The sequence below is a fragment of the Novosphingobium sp. PC22D genome, assembly GCF_002556635.1.
Classification (GTDB): domain Bacteria; phylum Pseudomonadota; class Alphaproteobacteria; order Sphingomonadales; family Sphingomonadaceae; genus Novosphingobium.
Window position 1 is genome coordinate 16368 of the sequence record NZ_MWMO01000019.1, and the last position, 18966, is coordinate 35333.

Here is an 18966-nt window from a genome sequence, read left to right on the forward strand (position 1 = left end):
CTTAACGAATCGTACTCCGACCAGCCCTAACGCGCGCGAAGACGGATTTAACCATCCGTCGCCGTCGCCCCTGCTGTGTCGGTTTCGATCAGTGTGCTCACCCGGCGCTCAGGTCTGGGGCCGCAACAGCAGGATCGCAGCGAAACCGTCCGGCCTCCGCTCGAACGTCAGCGATCCGCCATGCGCGGCGGCAATCCGCTCGACGATGGCGAGGCCGAGCCCGGCCCCGTCTCCGCCGCGCGCACTGTCGCCGCGCGCGAAAGGCCGGAGGTAACTATCGGCCGCGCCCTCGTCGAACCCCGCCCCGGCATCGGCAACGGTAAAGGCGATCGCGCCGTCGCCGGCTTCGCGCACGCGGATCGAGACCGGCGTGCCGCCGTGGCGCAAGGCGTTGGCGACGAGATTGCCCAGCGCGCGCGCCAGCGCCTCGCGGCGAAGGCACGCCGTCAGGCCCGGCGCCACCTCGGTCGCGATGGCGCCCTCGGGCGCGGCCGTCACGGCGACGTCCTCGACCAGCCGTGCGAGATCAACGCGCACCGGCACCTCGTCCTCGAAGCCGCGCGCGAAATCGAGGAACTGTTCGAGCATGGCCTGGATGACATCGACCTGCCGCATCGCCGTCGCGCGCAAGTCAGCATCGGTCCCGCGCATCATCTCGAGGCACAGCCGCAAGCGGGTGAGCGGCGTGCGCAGGTCGTGGCTGACCCCGCCGAGCATCAGCGCGCGTTCGGCCTCGTTGCGTTCAAGGCGCTGCGTCATCCGGTTGAAGGCGGCGGCGACGGCGGCGACTTCCTCAGGCCCCGCGATATCCAGCGGGGCGCTGGCGCGATCGGGCCGCCAGGCATCGACCGATCGCACCAGCCGCCGCATCGGCGCATCGAGCCGCCGTTGCAGCAGCAACCCGCAAACCACCGCCACCAGGAAGGCGACGCCGAGCGAGACCACGAAGCCGGTCAGCGCGCCGCGCCTGGTCGGCGGGGTGACGCTGATCCAGTAGGGCTCGCCGCCCAGCTTCAGCCGGAACCAGAGGCGCCGGCCGCGATCGGTGCGCCACTCGAGATCGCCATGCCGGTTCAGCCGCTCGGACAGCGATCGGATGAACTGCCGTTCGATCAGGTTCGGGATGCGCGCGCCGCCTTGCGGCGCATCGGTCGAGCGGCGGATCGCGATTTCGCCGCCCTGCTCGATCCGCGCGATCAGCGCCTCGCGGCGCGCGGGCGGGAGCCGTCCCATCACTTCGGACAGCGCCGAGACGGTGTCGGCGGTGACATTGGCGACGCGCGCGATCTGCGGACGCATGACAAAGGTGATCACGAACAGGCCGGCCAGCACCTGACCGGCCAGCACCACCCCGACGATGAGCGCGATCTTGCGCTGGGCGAGGCGCCTAAACATCGCTTCCCGAAGTCAGGACATAGCCGACGCCCCAGACCGTGCGGACGAAGCGCGGGCTCGCCGCGTCGTCGCCGATTGCCCTGCGCAGGCGGGCGATCTGCACGTCGATGGCGCGGTCGGTCACCTCCGCATCGCGCCCCAGCGCCCGCTCGATGAGCTGCGCCCGGCTGAGCGGCCGCCCCGGACTGCGCGCAAGCGCGCAAAGCAGCGCGAACTCGCGCGACGACAGGTCGAGCGGCACGCCATCGCGCGTCACGCTCATCGTCGAATGGTTGATGACGAAGGGCCCCACTTCGCAGACCTCGTCATCGGCCTGCGCCCGGCCGGGGGCGATGCGTCGCAGCAGCGCGGCGATACGCGCGACCAGTTCGCGCGGGAGGAAGGGTTTGCCGAGGTAGTCGTCCGCGCCCATTTCGAGCCCGAGCACGCGATCGACCGGCTCGCCGCGCGCGGTGAGCATGATCACCGGCGCCTGCTCGCCTTCCGCGCGCAGCCGCCGCAGGATGGCGAGGCCGTCCTCGCCCGGCATCATCAGGTCGAGCACGATCACGTCGGCCGGCTCGCGCCGCAGGGCCGCGTTCATGGCCTTGCCGCCATCGACGGTGCGCACGGCGAAGCCATGCTCGGAAAGGAAGCGCTGCAACAACGCGCGCAGTTCCGAATCGTCGTCCACCACCAGGACGCGGGCGGGTTTGTCGCTCATATCTCCTGACTGCCAGCACATCCGCGAGGCGGCCAGCCGGGAAAATGTGACAAGGCGTTACGAACCGCGCCGCGCGCAACGAATTGCCATCGCATCGCCGCGCCGCGACATCACCGCGACGCATCCTCGGTCGAGATAGAGGCCGTCCCAAGGACAGGCCCGATTCCACCAAGGAGTAACCCGCAGATGACCAGAATCCGCACTGCCGCCGCTTCGCTGGCGGTCTTCGCAGCCCTCCTTTCCACCACTGTCGAAGCGCGCGGCGTCATTCGTGCCACGGGCCCCAACGGCGCGAGCACGGCCGCGGCCGGGCCGCGCGGCGCGGCGGTGCGCGCACGCGGCACCGTGCGCAACAGCGACGGCAGCGTCACCCACGCCAGCGGCGGCGCCTTCGCCGGCTACAACGGCAGCCGCGGCGCGCGCGCCTCTTCGACGACGGTCTCGCCCGACGGCTCGGTCTCGCGCCAGGGCGAGGCGGGCGCGTCCGGCCCGCGCGGCAGCGTCTACAGCCAGGGCGGTTTCACCCGCTCGTCGGACGGCACATGGTCCGGCAGCCGCTCGAGCAGCGCGACCAACGCGCAAACCGGCAATTCCTACTCGGGCACGACCCAGATCGACCCCGCGACGGGCAAGCCCGTCCACACCGGGACCTGCAGCGATGCCTACGGCAATACGATCCCCTGCCGCTGACGGTTTCGGTCACCCCGCCGGATGCATGCCGCGCATGGTCCGGCGGGGTATTGGCCTCCTCTTCCCGGATTTGATCAAAATGAACCAGTCTTTCACCCTCATGCTGTGCGCGGGCGCCCTCCTCGGCGTCACCGTCTTCCCGGCCGGCGCGCGGCAAATCCCCGAAAACGCGATGGAGCGGCTCCGCGCCGCCGACACCAACGGCGACGGCGCGGTCAGCCGCGCAGAATTCCTCGCCATGCGCGCGAGCCAATGGCAGCGCTTCGACCGCGACAGCGACGGTTACTTTTCGCGCGACGACCTGCCCGGATTTGCCCAGAAGCGCTGGGATGGCGACAGGATCAGCACCTTGCGCCAGGAGTTCGACACGAACCGCGACGGCCGCATCAGCCGGGCCGAATTCGTAGACGGGCCGACGACGCTGTTCGACCTTGCCGATACCGATCGCGACGGCCGCGTGACCGAGGCCGAAGCGCAGGCCATGACCGAACGGGCGGAGAACGCCCGAGCCCGGCAATAGCCCCATGCGGCTCGCCCTCGAGCACCCCTGGATCCTCCCGATCCTGCTGGCCCTGATCGCCGGCGAATTCGTCTGGCGGCGCAGGACGAAGCACGGCTATGACGGCGGCGCGGCTCTCGCCAGCCTGGGCGTCGCCGTCGGTCAGGGCATCATCCGGCCGCTGACCGGCATCGCGCTTGCCGTGATCTTCGGCGGACTGGCGCAAGTTGCACCGTTCGCATGGCCGGTCGATGACTGGCGCACCTGGGTCGCGGGCTTCGTCGCGGTGGAGTTCGTCTACTACTGGTTTCATCGCTTCAGCCACACCGTTCGCTGGCTCTGGGCGACCCACGCGGTGCATCACAGCGCGACCGAGATGGTCTTGCCCGCCGCCGTCCGGCTGGGCTGGACCGAGTTCTTCTCGCTCGGCTGGCTGTTCTTCGCCAGCCTGCTGCTGGCCGGCTTCCCGCCCGTGGTGGTGGTGACGCTGCTTGGCATCAACCTGCTCTATCAGTTCCCGCTGCACACCGAGATGGTCGGCAGGCTGGGGCCGCTCGAATGGATCTTGAACACTCCGTCACATCACCGGGCGCACCATTCGCGCGACGCCGCCTTCCTCGACTGCAATTTCGGCGGCGTGCTGATCGTGTTCGACCGGCTCTTCGGCACGTTCCGGCAGGAGCCCGCGGGCGGCGGACTGCGCTACGGCCTTGTCAACGGCCTCGACAGCCGTAATCCGCTGCGCATCGCGCTGCACGAATGGGGCAGGATGATGCGGGACATGCGGCGCGCCGAAGGGGGCGCCGCCAGGGTCAGGATCGCGTTCGGCCGTCCCTGATGCGGCCTGCGCCATTGCGGCGCGGCAGCGGAGGCCCTACATGCCTTCAATGCCCGGAGAGATAGTTGACAATCAGGGCCGGGGCGAAGTCAGTTGGCAATGGCCTGCGATTCATCCGGAAGGCCGCAAGTTCGGGGCGATCGTCGCGGTTGCCTGTCTTGTGACGCTGATCCTCGGATGGACCTGGATCGCCTGGCCGCTCGCGATCCTCACGGTTTGCGTGGTGGCGTTCTTCCGCGATCCGGTCCGCATTACGCCCACCGAGGACCGCTTCCTCGTCGCGCCCGCGGATGGCCTCGTCACCCTCATCCAGAAGGTCGCGCCCCCGCGTGAACTGACCACCGACGACGGCAGCGGCCTGGCGCCGCTTCCGCCGGACGAGGTCACCCGCCTCTCGATCTTCATGAGCGTGTTCGACGTGCACATCAACCGCGCCCCGATCGGCGGCACGGTGCGGCGGGTGATCTACATCCCCGGCAAGTTCGTGAACGCCGATCTCGACAAGGCGAGCGAGGAGAACGAGCGCCAGCACGTCCTCATCGAACGCGGCGACGGCCTGCAGATCTGTTTTACGCAGATCGCGGGACTGGTCGCGCGGCGGATCGTACCCTTCATCAAGCCCGGCGATATCCTCGCGTCCGGCCAGCGTGTCGGGCTTATCCGCTTCGGCAGCCGCGTCGATGTCTATCTGCCGCGCGGCAGCGAGCCGCGCGTGCTGATGGGCCAGAAGGTCGTCGCGGGCGAGACGGTGCTTGCCGAACTGGGCGAGGCGCCGCTGATCCAGGGCGTTTCCCAGTGACCGACGCGCTCGGTGACCCCGATTTCGTCGATGATCCTCTGCCCGGTCGCGGCAAGCGACGCCTCGCCAAGGGACTGAGCGCGCGCGCGCTCGTCCCCAACGCCATTACCGCGGCGGCGCTCTGCTCGGGCCTCACCGGCATCCGTTTCGCGATCGCCGGCGATTTCGAAAAGTCGGTCCAGGCGGTGATCCTCGCCGGCCTGCTGGACGGGATCGACGGCCGCGCCGCGCGGCTCCTCAAGGCGCAGACGCGATTTGGCGCCGAACTCGACAGCCTCGCCGATTCGATCTCGTTCGGCGTTGCACCGGCGCTGATCGTCTATCTGTGGGCCTTGCGCGACTTGCCGAGCATCGGCTGGATCTCCGCGCTCGCCTTCGCGATCTGCTGCGTGCTGCGGCTGGCCCGCTTCAACGCGCGGCTCGACATTCATGACCAGCCGCACAAGGTCGCGGGCTTCCTGACCGGGGTTCCGGCGCCGCTTGGCGCCGGTCTCGCCTTCCTGCCGCTCTATCTGTGGATCGCCAGCGGCGTGAACGAGTTCGCGCATCCGGTTGCCGTGAGCTTGTGGATGGCGCTGATCGCCTTCCTGATGATCTCGAACCTGCCGACGCTGAGCTGGTCGAAACTGCGTCCACCGCGCGAAATCCGCATCGGCGTCATTGCCGTCGTCGGCCTGCTCGTAGCGGCGCTCCTGACCGAGCCCTGGCTGACACTGGCCGCCCTGACGATGGGCTACCTCGCTCTGGTTCCGATCGGCGCGATTGCCTATGCCCGCCGCCACCGTCGCAAAGGGGAAAGTGACGCCTCCGCAACCGACACGGAGACAGGGGCGACGCAAGCGATCGAGCGCGAATAGGCGACGACCGCGAACCAGTACACATTACTTCAAAAAAGCGCCGCGCTTCTATTCAAAGCACGGCGCTTTTCGAAAATCGACTTTCTGACGGACCAGGCCGCCTCTCTCGTTAGTTGACGGCGTCTTTCAGTCCTTTGCCCGCCTTGAACTTGGGCTGAGTGGAGGCCTTGATCTCCATCGGCTCACCGGTGCGCGGATTGCGGCCCGTCGACGCCTTGCGCTTCGCGACCGAAAACGTACCGAAACCAACCAGTCTAACCTCATCCCCCTTTTTCAGCGCGCCCGTGATCGAGTCGAACACGCCTTCGACGGCCTTCGTGGCGTCGCTCCGTGTAAGTCCGCTCGTATCGGCAACAGCGCTGATGAGATCGTTCTTGTTCATTCTGGGAACCCCCTAAGCCACGGTGAATCGGAAAGTTGCAAGAATCGCCTCTCGACTCAGCTCGAATTGAAACCGATTTGTCACCGAAGTCAAAATCAAAAGCCGCCGAAGTGCGCCTGCACCGGACGTTTGATAAAAAAGTCTTCGACTATCCCGGCTTGTGCACTGCAACAACAGCGAACAAGCGCGGGCGGCACGCCAGATGCCGCCCAGTAAAAGTGTAGACTAGTGCGCAGTCGGCGAGGGCGGATTGCCGCCAAGTCCCGGCGAAGTGGACTGGCTCGCCAGCTCATCAGCCTCGGTCCACTCGATCGGCGAGACCGGATCGACCAGCGCCTTCGCCAGAACCTCGTCGACGTGGCGCACCGGGATGATCTCCAGCCCCTGCTTCACGTTGTCGGGAATCTCGGCGAGATCCTTGCGGTTCTCCTCGGGGATGAGGACGACCTTGATCCCGCCGCGAAGCGCCGCCAGCAGCTTTTCCTTGAGGCCGCCGATCGGCAGCACCCGCCCGCGCAGCGTCACTTCGCCGGTCATGGCGATATCCTTGCGCACCGCGATGCCGGTCAGCGTCGAGATGATCGAGGTGACCATGCCGATGCCCGCCGAGGGGCCGTCCTTGGGGACCGCGCCTTCGGGCAAGTGGATGTGCACGTCCTTGCGCTGGAAGACCGAGGGCTTCACGCCGTAAGCGGGCGATCGGGCCCGCACGAAGCTGAAGGCGGCCTGGATCGATTCGCTCATCACTTCGCCGAGCTTGCCGGTCGACTTGATCGCGCCCTTGCCGGGCACCAGAACGCTCTCGATCGTCAGCAGTTCGCCGCCCACTTCGGTCCACGCGAGACCGGTGACGGCCCCCACCTGGTGCTCCTCTTCGGAGATGCCGTAGCGGAACTTACGCACCCCAGCGAAGTCGGCGAGATTCTCGGGCGTGATCGTAACCGTCTCGGCCTTCTTCTCGAGGATCTGGCGGAGCGACTTGCGCGCCAGCCGCGCAATCTCACGCTCGAGCGTGCGCACGCCCGCCTCGCGCGTGTAGTGGCGGATGAGGTCGCGCAGGCCTTCCTGCGTCAGCGTGAACTCTTCGGGCTTGAGACCATGCGCCTCGACCTGCTTGGCGATCAGATGCCGCTCCGCGATCTCGACCTTCTCGTCCTCGGTATAGCCTTCGAGCCGGATGATCTCCATGCGATCGAGCAGCGCCTGCGGAAGGTTGAGGCTGTTCGCGGTGCAAACGAACATCACGTCCGACAAGTCGTAGTCGAGCTCCAGATAGTGGTCCTGGAACTTGGCGTTCTGTTCCGGATCGAGCACTTCGAGCAGCGCCGAGGCGGGGTCGCCGCGGAAATCCTGGCCGAGCTTGTCGATCTCGTCGAGCAGAAACAACGGGTTGCTCTTGCCCGACTTGCGCAAGTTGGTGATGATCTTGCCCGGCAGCGAGCCGATATAAGTGCGCCGGTGGCCGCGGATCTCGGCCTCGTCGCGCACGCCGCCGAGCGACTGACGGATGAATTCGCGTCCGGTCGCCCTGGCGATCGACTTGCCCAGCGAGGTCTTGCCGACGCCCGGCGGGCCGACGAGGCACAGGATCGGCCCCTTCAGCTTGTTGGTGCGTGCCTGCACCGCGAGGTATTCGATGATCCGGTCCTTGACCTTGTCGAGCGCGTAGTGGTCCGCGTCGAGCACGCCCTGCGCCTCGGAAATGTCGCGCTTCAGCTTCGACTTCTTACCCCAGGGCAAATCGAGCAGGACGTCGAGATAATTGCGGATGACGGTCGCCTCGGCGCTCATCGGCTGCATCGACTTGAGCTTCTTGAGTTCCGAGGTCGCCTTCTCGCGCGCTTCCTTCGAGAGCTTGGTCTTCTCGATCTTCTCCTGAAGCTCGGAGATCTCGTTGCCGTCCTCGCCGTCGCCGCCGCCCAGTTCGGTCTGAATCGCCTTGAGCTGTTCGTTGAGGTAGTATTCGCGCTGGGTCTTCTCCATCTGCCGCTTAACGCGGCCGCGGATCTTGCGCTCGACCTGCAGGACGCCGAGTTCGCCTTCCATGAACGAATAGACCATCTCGAGCCGCTTGAGCGGGTCGGGCTCGGAAAGCACTGCCTGCTTGTCCGAAACCTTGGCGGAAAGCTGCCAGGCGACCGTGTCGGCGAGCTTGGCGGCATCGTCGATGTCGCCAAGCTGGTCTCCGGCTTCCTGCGACAGCTTCTTGTTGAGCTTGGCGTATTCGCGAAACTGGTCGATCACCGAACGCATCATCGCCGAGACCTCGGTCCCCGACGAACTGACCGCCTCGATCTTGCTCACGTTCGCGACGAGCATTTCGCCATCGTCGGATTCTTCCTCGCGCAGCGCTTCCAGCCGGGCGCGATCCTGCCCTTCGACCAGCACGCGGACCGTGCCGTCGGGAAGCTTGAGCAATTGCAGGACACTGGCGATGACGCCGGTTTCGTAGAGATCGTCACGGTCGGGATCGTCGCAGCCCGGATCGAGCTGCGCGAGCAGGAAGATGTCCTTCTCGCCCGCCATCGCGGCCTCGAGCGCGGCGACCGACTTCTCGCGGCCGACGAACAAGGGCACGACCATGCCGGGGAAGACCACAATGTCGCGAAGGGGAAGGAGGGGAAGTTGGGTCACAGGCAAGTCCATCGTTTGAAGGGCGCTGGCTACGCGCCCAACCGTACATATCCGGTTTCCCGGGGAATATGGGGGCGCCCCCGCTGGCGCGCAATGGTGATAAGCCCCCTGCTTGTGGATGCATCCGCGGCCCGGCGCGCCAGGCGAGCCATTCGCCCGCGCAAGACCCTTTCGCCGCGTGGACAAAATCTTTCGCCGCCCCGCTTTCGGTCATGAAACGTAAACCTATCAAGGCGATAGCTTTGGATAGCGCACCGGGGGTGGGCGTCATGGCAGTTGGGGGCCAACCATAGTGGAACGCGGTGCGGTCGCGCGTATCGGACATAAACCGGGCTTGCGGATCGGAGAACTGATCCCAACCACCAGTCGATCATTCGAAAAACGGCTCGTCATTGCGGTTTCAATCATCGTTCTTGCGATCCTCGGTCTTCAGTTCGTGTCACACGACCGCGCGAATGCGCTGGCGCACGAGGGCGAAGACTTGCGCCGTACTGTCTCGATGGCGACGCAGAGCGACCGGCTGCTGAAGCTCGTCATCCGCTTCAAGCTCGATTCGCGCGCCGCCATCCCGCCCGGCCCGGACGGCATGGCCCGCTACGCCGGAGCGCTGACCGACACCGCGATGGATATCGAGGAGGTGGTCAACGCGCTCCGACTGGACGGTCTGGGTGCGATAGACCCGGCACGGCACGACCAGGTCTTCCAAGACCTCGACCGTGTGGTGGAAGGTTTTGTTTCGCAACGGAATACATCGTCCTCGAACAGCAGCGCCCGGCGGCTGGACGAGATGCTGAACGCCGCCACGGCGCTGAGCGACGAAAGTCAGGCGCGGCGCGACCAGGCGATCGCGCGGCTCGAAGGCTCGGCGCAGCGCTGGAACCGGCAAGTGGCCATTTTCGCCCTCGTGCTGCTCGCGCTCGCGCTTGCCATCCACTTCGACATCTCGCGCAATATCCTGCCCGCGCTGCGGCGCATGCACGGGTCGCTCAAGCGTCTCGCCGAGGGCGACCTCGACGTGCCGATCGAAAGGTTCAAACTCGTCGAGCTTCGCGACCTGGCGCGATCGCTTGAGACCTTCCGGCGCAATGCGCTCGCCGTTCAGGACCTCGCCTTCGCCGATCCGTCCACGGACCTGCCCAACCGCCGCGCCTTCGTGCAAATCGCGCCAAGGCTGCTGATGAACCGCGATCACGATGCCCCGGCGTTCATCGCGCTGATTGATATCGATCGATTCAAGTACATCAATGACGACTTCGGTCATGAGTCGAGCGACCGGCTGGTCCGGCTGCTCGGCGAGCGCATGCGCGAAGCCCTCGGCGAAGACGCCCTGCTCGCCCGCATCGGCGGCGACGAATTCGCGATCTATTGCGCGACGCAGGACCAGGCCCCGCCCGGCATTGTCTGCGACGCGCTGACCAGAGCGGTTCGTCAACCGTTCGAACTCGACGGAACGGCCATTTCAATCACGGTTTCGATCGGCTTCGCCGAAATCGAGTCGGCGGACGGCGACATCGAGCATATCCTGCATCGTGCCGATCTCGCGCTCTATGCCTCAAAGCGCAACGGCCGCAATCGGGCGACGAGATTCAACGCGGATCTCTCGCAGGAACGCGATCTCGACCGGGCGCTCGAACGCGATCTGGCGGAAGCCCTTGGCGGCGGCCAGCTTCGAATGGTTTACCAGCCCATCTACCCGACCACGAATGCCGCGCAGGAGATCGAGGCGCTGGTGCGCTGGCGCCACCCCCGGCTCGGCGAAATCTCCCCAGGCCGCTTCATCCCCGCCGCCGAACGCAGCGGTGTCATGCCCGAACTGGGTGCCTGGATCGTCGATCGCGCGCTGTCGGACCTGTCGCGTTGGGCGGGCCTGGCGATGAGCGTCAACCTGTCACCGATCCAGCTCCAGCAGGAAGGCTTCGTCAGCTTCCTGCTGGAGGCCTGCCAAAAATACCGGATTTCGCCCCGCCGCGTCATTCTGGAAGTCACCGAGACGATCTCGATCGAGCGCAACGCGCGCGCGCTGCTCACGCTCGAACTGCTGCGCAATGCCGGGTTCCGCATCGCCCTGGACGATTTCGGGACCGGCTATTCGTCGCTGTGCATGATGAAGAACTTCAAGTTCGATCGGCTGAAACTCGATCGTTCCCTCGTGATCGACATCGGCGAGGACGAGACCTCGCGTGCCGTGTTCGATGCCGCCGTGCAGATGGCCCGGCAGATCGGCGCCGAAGTCGTCGCCGAAGGGGTGAGCGAGGAAGCGCTGGTCGAAACCGCGCTGGTCGCCGGCTGCACACACCTGCAGGGCTTCCATCTCAGCCAGCCGGTCGAGGCGCAGACGATCCAGGAGATCTACGACGCCGCCCTGCGAAAAGCCGAACGTGCGACCGCGATGGCGGTCGCGCAGGTCTCCTAGGCGGCCGATCCGTCGGGCAATGGTCCGCCCGGCTCCCGCGCGCCAGGCACCTAGCCGAAGGTGAAATCGACCATCATGTCGCCCGAGATCGTCTCGAGCGCGGAGCGGACCTTCTCGGGGTCGGTGCCGCTGGGCACATGGGTGTGGACGCGCCCGCGAAACAGCAGTTCGCCCGACCACGCACCGTTCTCGATCTCGGTATCGATTTCCTCGATATTTACGCCGAGCCCGGCGAGCAGCCTGGTCAGTTCGGCGACGATACCGGGGCGATCCTGTCCGACGAGATCAATCAGCAGCGGCTCCCCGCCGGCGACCGCATCCTCTCCGGCGGGAACCACGCTGACCGCGAGACCGTGCGAATCGATCGCGCGGACCTCGTGTTCGAGCTTCGTTGCCGCATCGGGCGCGATCTCGACGAGGACCGAGCCCACGTACATCCCGCCCAGCTTGCTGAGATGGCTTTCCAGCCAGTTGCCGCCGGCCGCGAACACCGCGTCGGCGACCGCCTGCGTCAGGCCGGGCCGGTCGCTCCCGCTGACCGTGAGAATCAGGCGAACGCTCATCGTCGTCCCGTCCCGGCTCAGAACGGCAGCTTGAAGCCGGGGGGCAGACCCATGCCCTGCTGCGCCTTCGCGAGTTCCTCGTTGGCGACGCTGTCAGCCTTGACCCGGGCATCGTTGTAGGCCGCCGCGACGAGATCCTCGAGGATCGCCTTCTCACCCGGCTGGATCAGGCTGTCGTCGATCGACACGCCGATGACGCGGCCCTTGGCCGAACAGCGGATCTTGACGAGCCCCCCGCCCGAAAGCCCCTCGACCTCGATGGCATCGAGCTTGCCCTGGGTCTCGGTCATCTGCTTCTGGATCGATTCGGCCGCCTGCTGCGCGGCCGCGATCATCTCTTCCATGCTCTTCATCAGCGTCTCCAATTACGTCCGCCGCCATGCGCGGCCTGCCGGTCGTCCTCGACGATCTCGGCTTCGGGAAAGGCCGAAAACGTCGCTTCGACCAAGGGGGAACGGCGGACGACTTCGGCGTCGGCCCGCTTGCGCGCCTCGTCCTGCTCGACAAGCGTCGGCGCGCCTTGCGCCTCGACCCGCTCGATTCGCCAGCGTTGCCCCGTCGCCTGGTTGAGGCCGTCGCGCAATGCCTGGGTGATGTCATCGCGAAACTCCCCCGGCTGCGTGAACCGAAGCAGCTCCGAACCGAGTTCGACCACGCGAACCTGCATGCGCATCATGCTTGCGATGGCGAGCGCGCCGCGCCGCTCGACGAGAGCGACAAGCTCTTCCCAGCCCTGTGCCGACGGCGCGGGCGCCGCCTGCGCGACCGGTCCGGCAGAACCTTCGGCGGCGACCCCCGCCGCCAGCGGGCCGGCCTTCGCGAGGTCCTCGATGCGGCGCGCGAGCATCCCGGGATCGGGCATGGTACCGGCGTGGAGAATCCGCAGCAGCGCCATCTGCGCCGCAACCAGAGGATCGGGCGCGGACTTCACCTCATCGTGCCCCTTGAGCAGCAATTGCCACATCCGGTGGAGCTGCCCGGCGCTCAAGTCGCGCGCCCACAGGCCGATCGCCTCGCGCTCCTCGGCGGAGATCGCATCGGCCGGCGTCCCGCCGACCTGCGCGACGGTGACGCGGTGGGTGAGATCCATCAGCCCGCGCACCAGCGCGATCGGATCGACGCCGAGCGCGAACTGATGCGCGACGAGTTCGAGCACCGTCGCCCCCTCGCCAGCGAGGATCGCGGCGAAGAGCTGGCGCTGCACGCTCTTGTCCGAAAGCCCGAGCATGTCGCGCACGCGCGCGGCGAGCACCCGGCCCTCGCCGTCGAGATCGGCATGGGCAATCGCCTGGTCGAGGATCGACAGACCGTCGCGCACTGATCCGTCGGCAGCGGCCGCGACCATCGAGAGCGCCTCATCCTCGGCGCCGACGCCTTCCTTCTCGCAGATCGCCGCGAAGTGTTCGGCGAGCATCGGCGCGGGAATGCGCCGCAGGTCGAAGCGCTGGCAGCGCGAGAGCACCGTGACCGGCAGCTTCTCGACCTCGGTCGTCGCGAACAGGAACTTCACGTGCGCCGGCGGCTCCTCGAGCGTCTTGAGCAGCGCGTTGAACGCATTGCGCGAGAGCATGTGGACTTCGTCGATGATGTAGATCTTGTAGCGCGCCGAAACCGCCGCGTAGCGCACGGCCTCGACGATCTCGCGCACGTCGTCGACGCCGGTGTGGCTCGCCGCGTCCATCTCGATCACATCGATGTGGCGCCCCTCGGCGATCGCGACGCATGGTTCGCACTGGCCGCACGGATTGATCGTCGGACCGCCGGTGCCGTCCGGCCCGACGCAGTTGAGCGCCTTGGCGATCAGCCGCGCGGTCGATGTCTTGCCGACCCCGCGCACGCCGGTCATCAGGAAGGCATGCGCCAGTCGGTCGCGCTTGATCGCGTTCGCGAGGGTCGTGACCATCGCTTCCTGGCCGATCAGCTCGGAGAAGGTCTGCGGGCGGTATTTGCGCGCAAGCACGCGATAGGGTTGCGCCGCGGCGACCGGTGCGGATTGCTGCGCGGGCGGCTGCTTGGGAGCCGGCCCCGCTTCGGCGGGAGCGGCAGGCGGCTCCGGCGCGGGCGGGGGCGAGGACGGGGGCGCGCCGAACATCGAGGACTGGCCCGCCGCCTCGAGGTCGGACGCACTCGGCCGCTCGGGCGGCTGTTCGGCGGACTCGTCCTCCTGCCAGGGGGGCGTTTGGCCGAAGATGTCGCGGGAATCGTCCATCACGCGCGAAGGTAGGACCTGAGAGTCACAATGTCAGCGCGTTTCGGCGAAAAACCTTGGAGTGAAGAAGGAGCCGGCCGACCCGCCGCAACCCGTTGTGGCTGCTTCCTTCCGGACCTGACCAGGTTGGCGGACGCAAGCGCCCGACCGACTCCCGGCGGCGCATATGGCGAAACGCGGCTCACGATGCAAGCCCGGTCCATGGCTCGGCCCGGTCGACGATCGGGCAATATCAGCGGAAGTTGTCGGCGTAGGCCTGGATCTTGAGCCGGCGCGGCGGGGTCGCATGCACCTCGGCGGCGATACCGTAGCGCTCGGCATAGGCCATGGCGTCGGCCTGGGTCGGGAACCTGAGCTGGACCTGCTGCTTCATGTCGCCCGATCCGGCCCAACCCATCAGCGGATCGGGCCGCTTCGCCTCCTCAGGCGCGAACTCGAGGATCCACTGGTCCGTAAGCGCCCTGCCCGACTGCATGGCGTTCTTCGGTCGCTGGAAGATGCGTGCACTCATGCCGTTCGCCATGCCCACGAATCGCGCTTCGAATCAAGAGCGTTTGGACGCCTCGAACGCATTTCTGGTCTTCAGGCTGGGGTCTTCGGTCCAGGGCTCGTCCGGCCAGCGGTGCTTGGGATAGCGTCCCTTCATCTCGCGCTGGACGTCGCGCCAGGAACCGCGCCAGAAGCCCGGCAGATCGCGCGTCGACTGGATCGGACGGCCCGCGGGCGAAGTCAGCTTGAGCAGCAACGGCTGCGGCGGCGCGCCGAACGTGGGGTGCCGGTCGAGCCCGAACAACGCCTGAACCCGCACTTCGACCGAGGGGCCCGCCTCGTCCGAATAGTCGATGGCGTGATGCGAGCCGGCGGGACTCTTGAACTCGGCGGGCGCGATGCGGTCGAGCGCCTGCTGCGCGGTCCAGTCAAGCCGGGCGCGCAGCGCCGCGTGGAGCGCCTGCGGATCGATTGCATCGAGGCTGCGCGCCAGCAGCGGCGCGAGCCATGCCTCCAGATCGGCGATCAGCGCCTCTTCGCCCAACGCGTGGCTGCCCGCATAGGTCGCCCGTCGAAGAAGCGCGCGGCTCGCCTTCGAGAGCGGCAGGATGTCGAGCCCTTTCAGGCGCACGCGCGCGATCAGGAAAGCCCGCAAGGCCGCGGCGTCCGGCGCGGGATCTGGCCCGCTTGCCAGCACGACCGCGCCCAGGCGGCGTTCGAGCCGCGCCTCGACGCGCTGCTGCTCCTCGTTCCAGCGCAGCACCGATCGACGCGCAATGCGATCCGCGAACCAGCGCTCGACCTCGGCCTGCTCGAGCGCGAGCCCTGCGAAGATGCGCGCACCCTTGGCCTGACCCTGCGCGTCGCCGATGACGATCCACTCGGACGACGCGAGCGGCGAGGCCGGGTCAAGCATGTAACCGCGTCCCCCGGCGGACAGCCAGGTCTCGCCGCTCGCATCGCGGCGGCGGGCGAGCATGTCGGGGTAGCCCATGGCGAGCAGCACGCCCGACGGAACCTCGGACCGCACCTCGGCGTCCGCAACGAGTGCGCGGGCGCGGCGCGCCCAGCCGTCGGCGAGCTTGCGCGCGGCCTCGGCGCGGGCCGAGCGATCGCCGTTCCAGCGCGACAGGCGGCGCGCGAGGTCACCGTCCGGTCCGCCCAGCCCGCGTTCCTGCAGCAAGAGCGCGAGCCGCGCCGCGGTTCGTGCATCGCCGAGCATCGCCCCACGCAGCACCATGGCGGCCTGAGCCGGGTCCATCGGCAGGCTCGCAATACGCTCGCCGAAAGGCGTGATGCGACCTTCGGCAGCGTCGATCGCGCCGAGCGCCGCCAGCGCCCCGCGCGCAGCATCGAGCGCGGCGGGCGGCGGCGGATCGAGCCAGGCCATCGCGGCGGGATCGGTGTTGCCCCACTTCGCCAGCGTGAGCGCGAGGGGCGCCAGATCCGACGTCTCGATCTCGGGCGGATCGAACTCGGGCCGACCGGCGTGCGCGGCCTCCTCCCACAGCCGGTAGGCCACGCCCGGCCCCTGCCGCGCCGCGCGGCCCGCGCGTTGCGAGGCGGAAGCGCGGCTGGCCCGATGCGTGACAAGGCGGGTGACGCCCGCGGCCTTGTCGAACTCCGCCCGCCGCGAGAGGCCCGCGTCGACCACCACGCGTACCCCGTCGAGCGTCAGCGAGGTCTCGGCGATGGCGGTGGCGAGCACGATGCGGCGGCGGCCCTGCGGATCGCGCCGGATCGCGGCGCGCTGCGCGCCCGGCTCGCATTGCCCATGGAGCGGCAGGACAAGCGCGGCGGGCAGCCACTCCGCCAGCCGCTCGCGCACGCGTTCGATCTCGCGGACGCCCGGCAGGAAGGCGAGGATGTCGCCCTCCTCCTCGCGCCAGGCGAGCAGGATAGCGGAGGCGACCGCATCCTCGGTCGCGGCCTGCGGCGAAGCGCCGAGCCAGCGAAGCGCCAGCCGATGCGCGCGCCCCGCGCTTTCGACCACCGGCGCCGCTTCGAGCAGCCGGGCGAAGCGCGCGCCGTCGATCGTGGCGGACATCACCAGCAGGCGCAGATCGGGCCTCAGCACCTCGCGCGATTCGATCGCGAGCGCGAGGCCGAGGTCGCTGTCCAGGTGGCGTTCGTGCGCCTCATCGAACAGGACCGCGCCGATCCCGCCGAGTTCCGGGTCGGCAAGGATCGTCGCGACGAAGATCGCCTCGGTCATCACCAGAATGCGCGTGCGAGCCGAACGGCGCGTATCGAGGCGGGTAGCGTAACCGACCGTCTCTCCCGGCTGCTCGCCAAGCGCCTCGGCCATGCGCTCGGCCGCCGCCCGAGCGGCGACACGGCGCGGCGAGAGCAGGATGACCGTCCCCTCGCACCAGTCCTCGCCGAGCAGAGCGGGCGCCACCGCCGTGGTCTTGCCCGCTCCCGGCGGCGCGACGAGCACCGCCGCGCCCGGCGCGCGCAGCGCCGTTAGCAGTTCGGGCAAGGCGTCGAGGATCGGCAGTCGCGACATGGGCGCGCCATAGCGAGTGAGAGGGCCCCGCGCCATGGCGGCCGCCGCGATGCCGGCGATCCGGTTCACCCGCGATCCGGCGCCGCGTAAGCCTATATTAACGACGGTTAGGTAACGAGGCCGCGGGGAGGGTTTCAGATATGCGGTTCAAACAGGTGTCGCGGCTTTTACAGGGCATAGGCTTTTCGGTCGTGGCCACGCTGGTATTCATGCTCGCGGTCAATCTGGTCCCCGGCTACGATATCCCGCAGCGCTATTTCCTCGTCGGCATCCTGTGCGCGATCTGCGTTTCAACGCCGGTTTCGCTGCTCTACGTCCGCCAGGAAGGGCGCGTCCGGCGCCTGCACGAGGATCTCGCCAGCGCCTATCGGCACCTTGAGCGCAGCGCGCGGACCGACCAGATGACCGGTATCGCCAACCGCGAGACCTTCATTGCCCGCGCCAACGAAAAGCTCGCCCGGGGCAGCGGATGGCTGATCCTCGCCGACGTCGACCGTTTCAAGGCGATCAACGACCTGCACGGCCACGCCACCGGCGACCGCGTGCTCGCCGCGATCGGCTCGGCGATCCGCAAGTGCGTACGCGAAAGCGACTTGTGCGGACGGCTCGGCGGCGAGGAATTCGGCGTCCTGATCGAGACCGACGATCCCGAGGCGGCGCTCGCCACGGCCGAGCGGCTGCGCCTGTGCATCTCCGCGCTCGGCCTTCCCGACAATGACGGCGTGCTGGTCCATCCGACGATCAGTCTGGGATTTACCCGGGCCCGCGCCGGCGAGCTTGCCCGCGCCATGCACGAGGCCGACGAAGCGATGTACGAAGCCAAGCGCAGCGGGCGGAACCGCACCGTGCGGCACGGCTTCATCCGCCCGCGCCCCCGGCTCAAGGCCGTCTGAACTACGCGGATCAGTAGCGGCGCGAGACCACGAACTGCGCCGCCTCGGCCATGGCCGAACGTGCCGCGCCGGGCGGAAAGCCCGCTATGGCGTCAATCGCGCGCTGCGCGTAGTGGCGCGCACGATCGCGTGTCGCCGACACGGTATTGTGCTTCTCGATAAGCGAAACGGCGGTCGCCAGATCCTCGTCCTCGACGCGGAAGCCGGCGATCGCGTCCTGCCAGAAGCGCCGCTCGTCCTCGTCGCCGCGCGCGTAGGCGAGGATTACCGGCAAGGTCATCTTGCCTTCACGGAAGTCGTCGCCCTGGGCCTTGCCGCTTTCTGCGCTTTCCGACTCGTAGTCGATCGCATCGTCCACGAGCTGGAAGGCGATGCCGAGATTGCGTCCGTACGAATCGAGCGCGACTTCATCGGCCTCGCTCCGCTCGGCTACCACGGCCGCGATTCGCGTCGCGGCGGCGAAGAGCGCGGCCGTTTTCGAACCGATGATCGAGAGATACCGCTCCTCGCTGGTCTCGATATGGCGCTGTGCGGTCAACTGGTCGACCTCGCCCTCGGCGATCACCGAGGACGCGCCTGAGAGGATCTTGAGCACCTTGAGGCTGCCGTCCTCGACCATCAGTTCGAACGCGCGCGTGAAGAGAAAGTCGCCGACCAGCACGGTCGCCGGATTGCCGTAGACGATATTCGCCGCCGCCTTGCCGCGCCGCAGGTCCGATCCGTCGACGACGTCGTCGTGCAGCAGGGTGGCGGTGTGAATGAACTCGACAGCGGCCGCGAGCTTGTGATGCCGCGTGCCCTGATAGCCGCACAGCTCCGCGCCGGCGACCGTCAGCATCGGGCGCATGCGCTTGCCCCCGCCCGAGATCAGGTGTCCGGCCAGCGCCGGTATCAGCGGCACCTCGCTTTGCATGCGTTCGAGGATCACCGCGTTGACGCGGTTCATTCCCGGTGCGGTGAGGGAAAGGATCGGGTCCAGCGAAGGCTGGCCGCCCCCTGGGCGCAAGGCAACGACATCGGCGCTCATCGTTGATGCGCATGGCGCTTCGCGCGGCGCATGGCAAGCCCCTTGACCATCGGCGCGCCTTGCGAT

General features: G+C 67.8%; 17 protein-coding genes and 1 other RNA gene. 7 read left to right on the forward strand and 11 right to left on the reverse strand.

The window, feature by feature from the left end; translation table 11 throughout:
- Positions 1-108: 108 nt before the first annotated feature.
- Together B2G71_RS20500 and B2G71_RS20505 are read right to left on the reverse strand one after the other, a co-directional pair.
- Complete coding sequence (locus tag B2G71_RS20500) at positions 109-1395, reverse strand: ATP-binding protein (RefSeq protein WP_098108531.1); 1287 nt, start codon at positions 1393-1395, stop codon at positions 109-111.
- Entirely contained in the window at positions 1388-2098 is a 711-nt protein-coding gene (locus B2G71_RS20505; protein ID WP_098108532.1) for a response regulator, read from the reverse strand. Before B2G71_RS20505 ends, B2G71_RS20500 begins: the two co-directional genes overlap by 8 nt.
- 186 nt (positions 2099-2284) lie before the next feature.
- On the opposite strand from B2G71_RS20505, the gene B2G71_RS20510 reads away from it, so the two are divergent.
- Genes B2G71_RS20510 through B2G71_RS20530 form a run of 5 tightly spaced genes read left to right on the forward strand, consistent with a single transcriptional unit; the run spans position 2285 to position 5781 of the window.
- Positions 2285-2788 (forward strand): hypothetical protein, encoded by a 504-nt coding sequence (locus tag B2G71_RS20510; protein WP_098108533.1) that lies wholly within the window; start codon positions 2285-2287, stop codon positions 2786-2788.
- Between the two features lie 25 nt (positions 2789-2813).
- Complete coding sequence (locus tag B2G71_RS20515; RefSeq protein WP_168176427.1) at positions 2814-3308, forward strand: EF-hand domain-containing protein; 495 nt, start codon at positions 2814-2816, stop codon at positions 3306-3308.
- Positions 3309-3312: 4 nt separating this feature from the next.
- Positions 3313-4125, forward strand: coding sequence for a sterol desaturase family protein (locus B2G71_RS20520; protein WP_098108535.1), 813 nt, complete (start codon positions 3313-3315; stop codon positions 4123-4125).
- Positions 4126-4174: 49 nt separating this feature from the next.
- A complete protein-coding gene (locus tag B2G71_RS20525) occupies positions 4175-4924 on the forward strand; it encodes a phosphatidylserine decarboxylase (RefSeq protein ID WP_098108536.1) in 750 nt (249 codons plus the stop codon).
- Positions 4921-5781, forward strand: a complete 861-nt coding sequence (locus B2G71_RS20530) for a phosphatidylcholine/phosphatidylserine synthase (protein WP_240530260.1) — start codon at positions 4921-4923, stop codon at positions 5779-5781. Before B2G71_RS20525 ends, B2G71_RS20530 begins: the two co-directional genes overlap by 4 nt.
- A 109-nt stretch (positions 5782-5890) precedes the next feature.
- On the opposite strand, the gene B2G71_RS20535 is transcribed toward B2G71_RS20530, so the two are convergent.
- Complete coding sequence (locus B2G71_RS20535; RefSeq protein ID WP_098108537.1) at positions 5891-6163, reverse strand: HU family DNA-binding protein; 273 nt, start codon at positions 6161-6163, stop codon at positions 5891-5893.
- A 225-nt stretch (positions 6164-6388) separates the two neighbouring features.
- Positions 6389-8809: an endopeptidase La gene (lon, locus tag B2G71_RS20540; protein WP_098108538.1), complete on the reverse strand. Its 2421-nt coding sequence runs from the start codon at positions 8807-8809 to the stop codon at positions 6389-6391.
- Positions 8810-9233: 424 nt separating this feature from the next.
- On the opposite strand from lon, the gene B2G71_RS20545 reads away from it, so the two are divergent.
- Entirely contained in the window at positions 9234-11210 is a 1977-nt protein-coding gene (locus B2G71_RS20545; protein ID WP_240530261.1) for a sensor domain-containing phosphodiesterase, read from the forward strand.
- Positions 11211-11260: 50 nt separating this feature from the next.
- Here B2G71_RS20545 and B2G71_RS20550 read toward each other — a convergent pair whose 3' ends face one another.
- The 6 genes from B2G71_RS20550 to hrpB form a co-directional block, all read right to left on the reverse strand.
- Entirely contained in the window at positions 11261-11773 is a 513-nt protein-coding gene (locus B2G71_RS20550; protein WP_098108539.1) for an ACT domain-containing protein, read from the reverse strand.
- 17 nt (positions 11774-11790) lie between these two features.
- The gene (locus tag B2G71_RS20555; RefSeq protein WP_098108540.1) at positions 11791-12126 is read right to left on the reverse strand and encodes a YbaB/EbfC family nucleoid-associated protein; all 336 of its coding nucleotides are present in this window, start codon (positions 12124-12126) and stop codon (positions 11791-11793) included.
- Positions 12126-13982 (reverse strand): DNA polymerase III subunit gamma/tau, encoded by a 1857-nt coding sequence (locus B2G71_RS20560; RefSeq protein ID WP_098108541.1) that lies wholly within the window; start codon positions 13980-13982, stop codon positions 12126-12128. Before B2G71_RS20560 ends, B2G71_RS20555 begins: the two co-directional genes overlap by 1 nt.
- Before the next feature lie 62 nt (positions 13983-14044).
- Positions 14045-14141: signal recognition particle sRNA small type (gene ffs, locus B2G71_RS20565), an RNA gene on the reverse strand.
- A 73-nt stretch (positions 14142-14214) separates the two neighbouring features.
- Positions 14215-14493, reverse strand: a complete 279-nt coding sequence (locus tag B2G71_RS20570; RefSeq protein WP_098108582.1) for an ETC complex I subunit — start codon at positions 14491-14493, stop codon at positions 14215-14217.
- A gap of 33 nt (positions 14494-14526) precedes the next feature.
- Positions 14527-16980 carry an ATP-dependent helicase HrpB gene (gene hrpB / locus B2G71_RS20575; RefSeq protein ID WP_098108583.1) on the reverse strand — a complete coding sequence of 818 codons (2454 nt, stop codon included), beginning with the start codon at positions 16978-16980 and terminating at the stop codon, positions 14527-14529.
- 191 nt (positions 16981-17171) lie between these two features.
- Between hrpB and B2G71_RS20580 the strand changes: the two genes are divergently transcribed.
- Entirely contained in the window at positions 17172-17873 is a 702-nt protein-coding gene (locus B2G71_RS20580; RefSeq protein WP_168176428.1) for a GGDEF domain-containing protein, read from the forward strand.
- Between the two features lie 10 nt (positions 17874-17883).
- Here B2G71_RS20580 and B2G71_RS20585 read toward each other — a convergent pair whose 3' ends face one another.
- On the reverse strand, positions 17884-18900 hold the full coding sequence (locus B2G71_RS20585) for a polyprenyl synthetase family protein (protein ID WP_098108543.1): 1017 nt from the start codon (positions 18898-18900) through the stop codon (positions 17884-17886).
- Positions 18901-18966 lie beyond the last annotated feature (66 nt).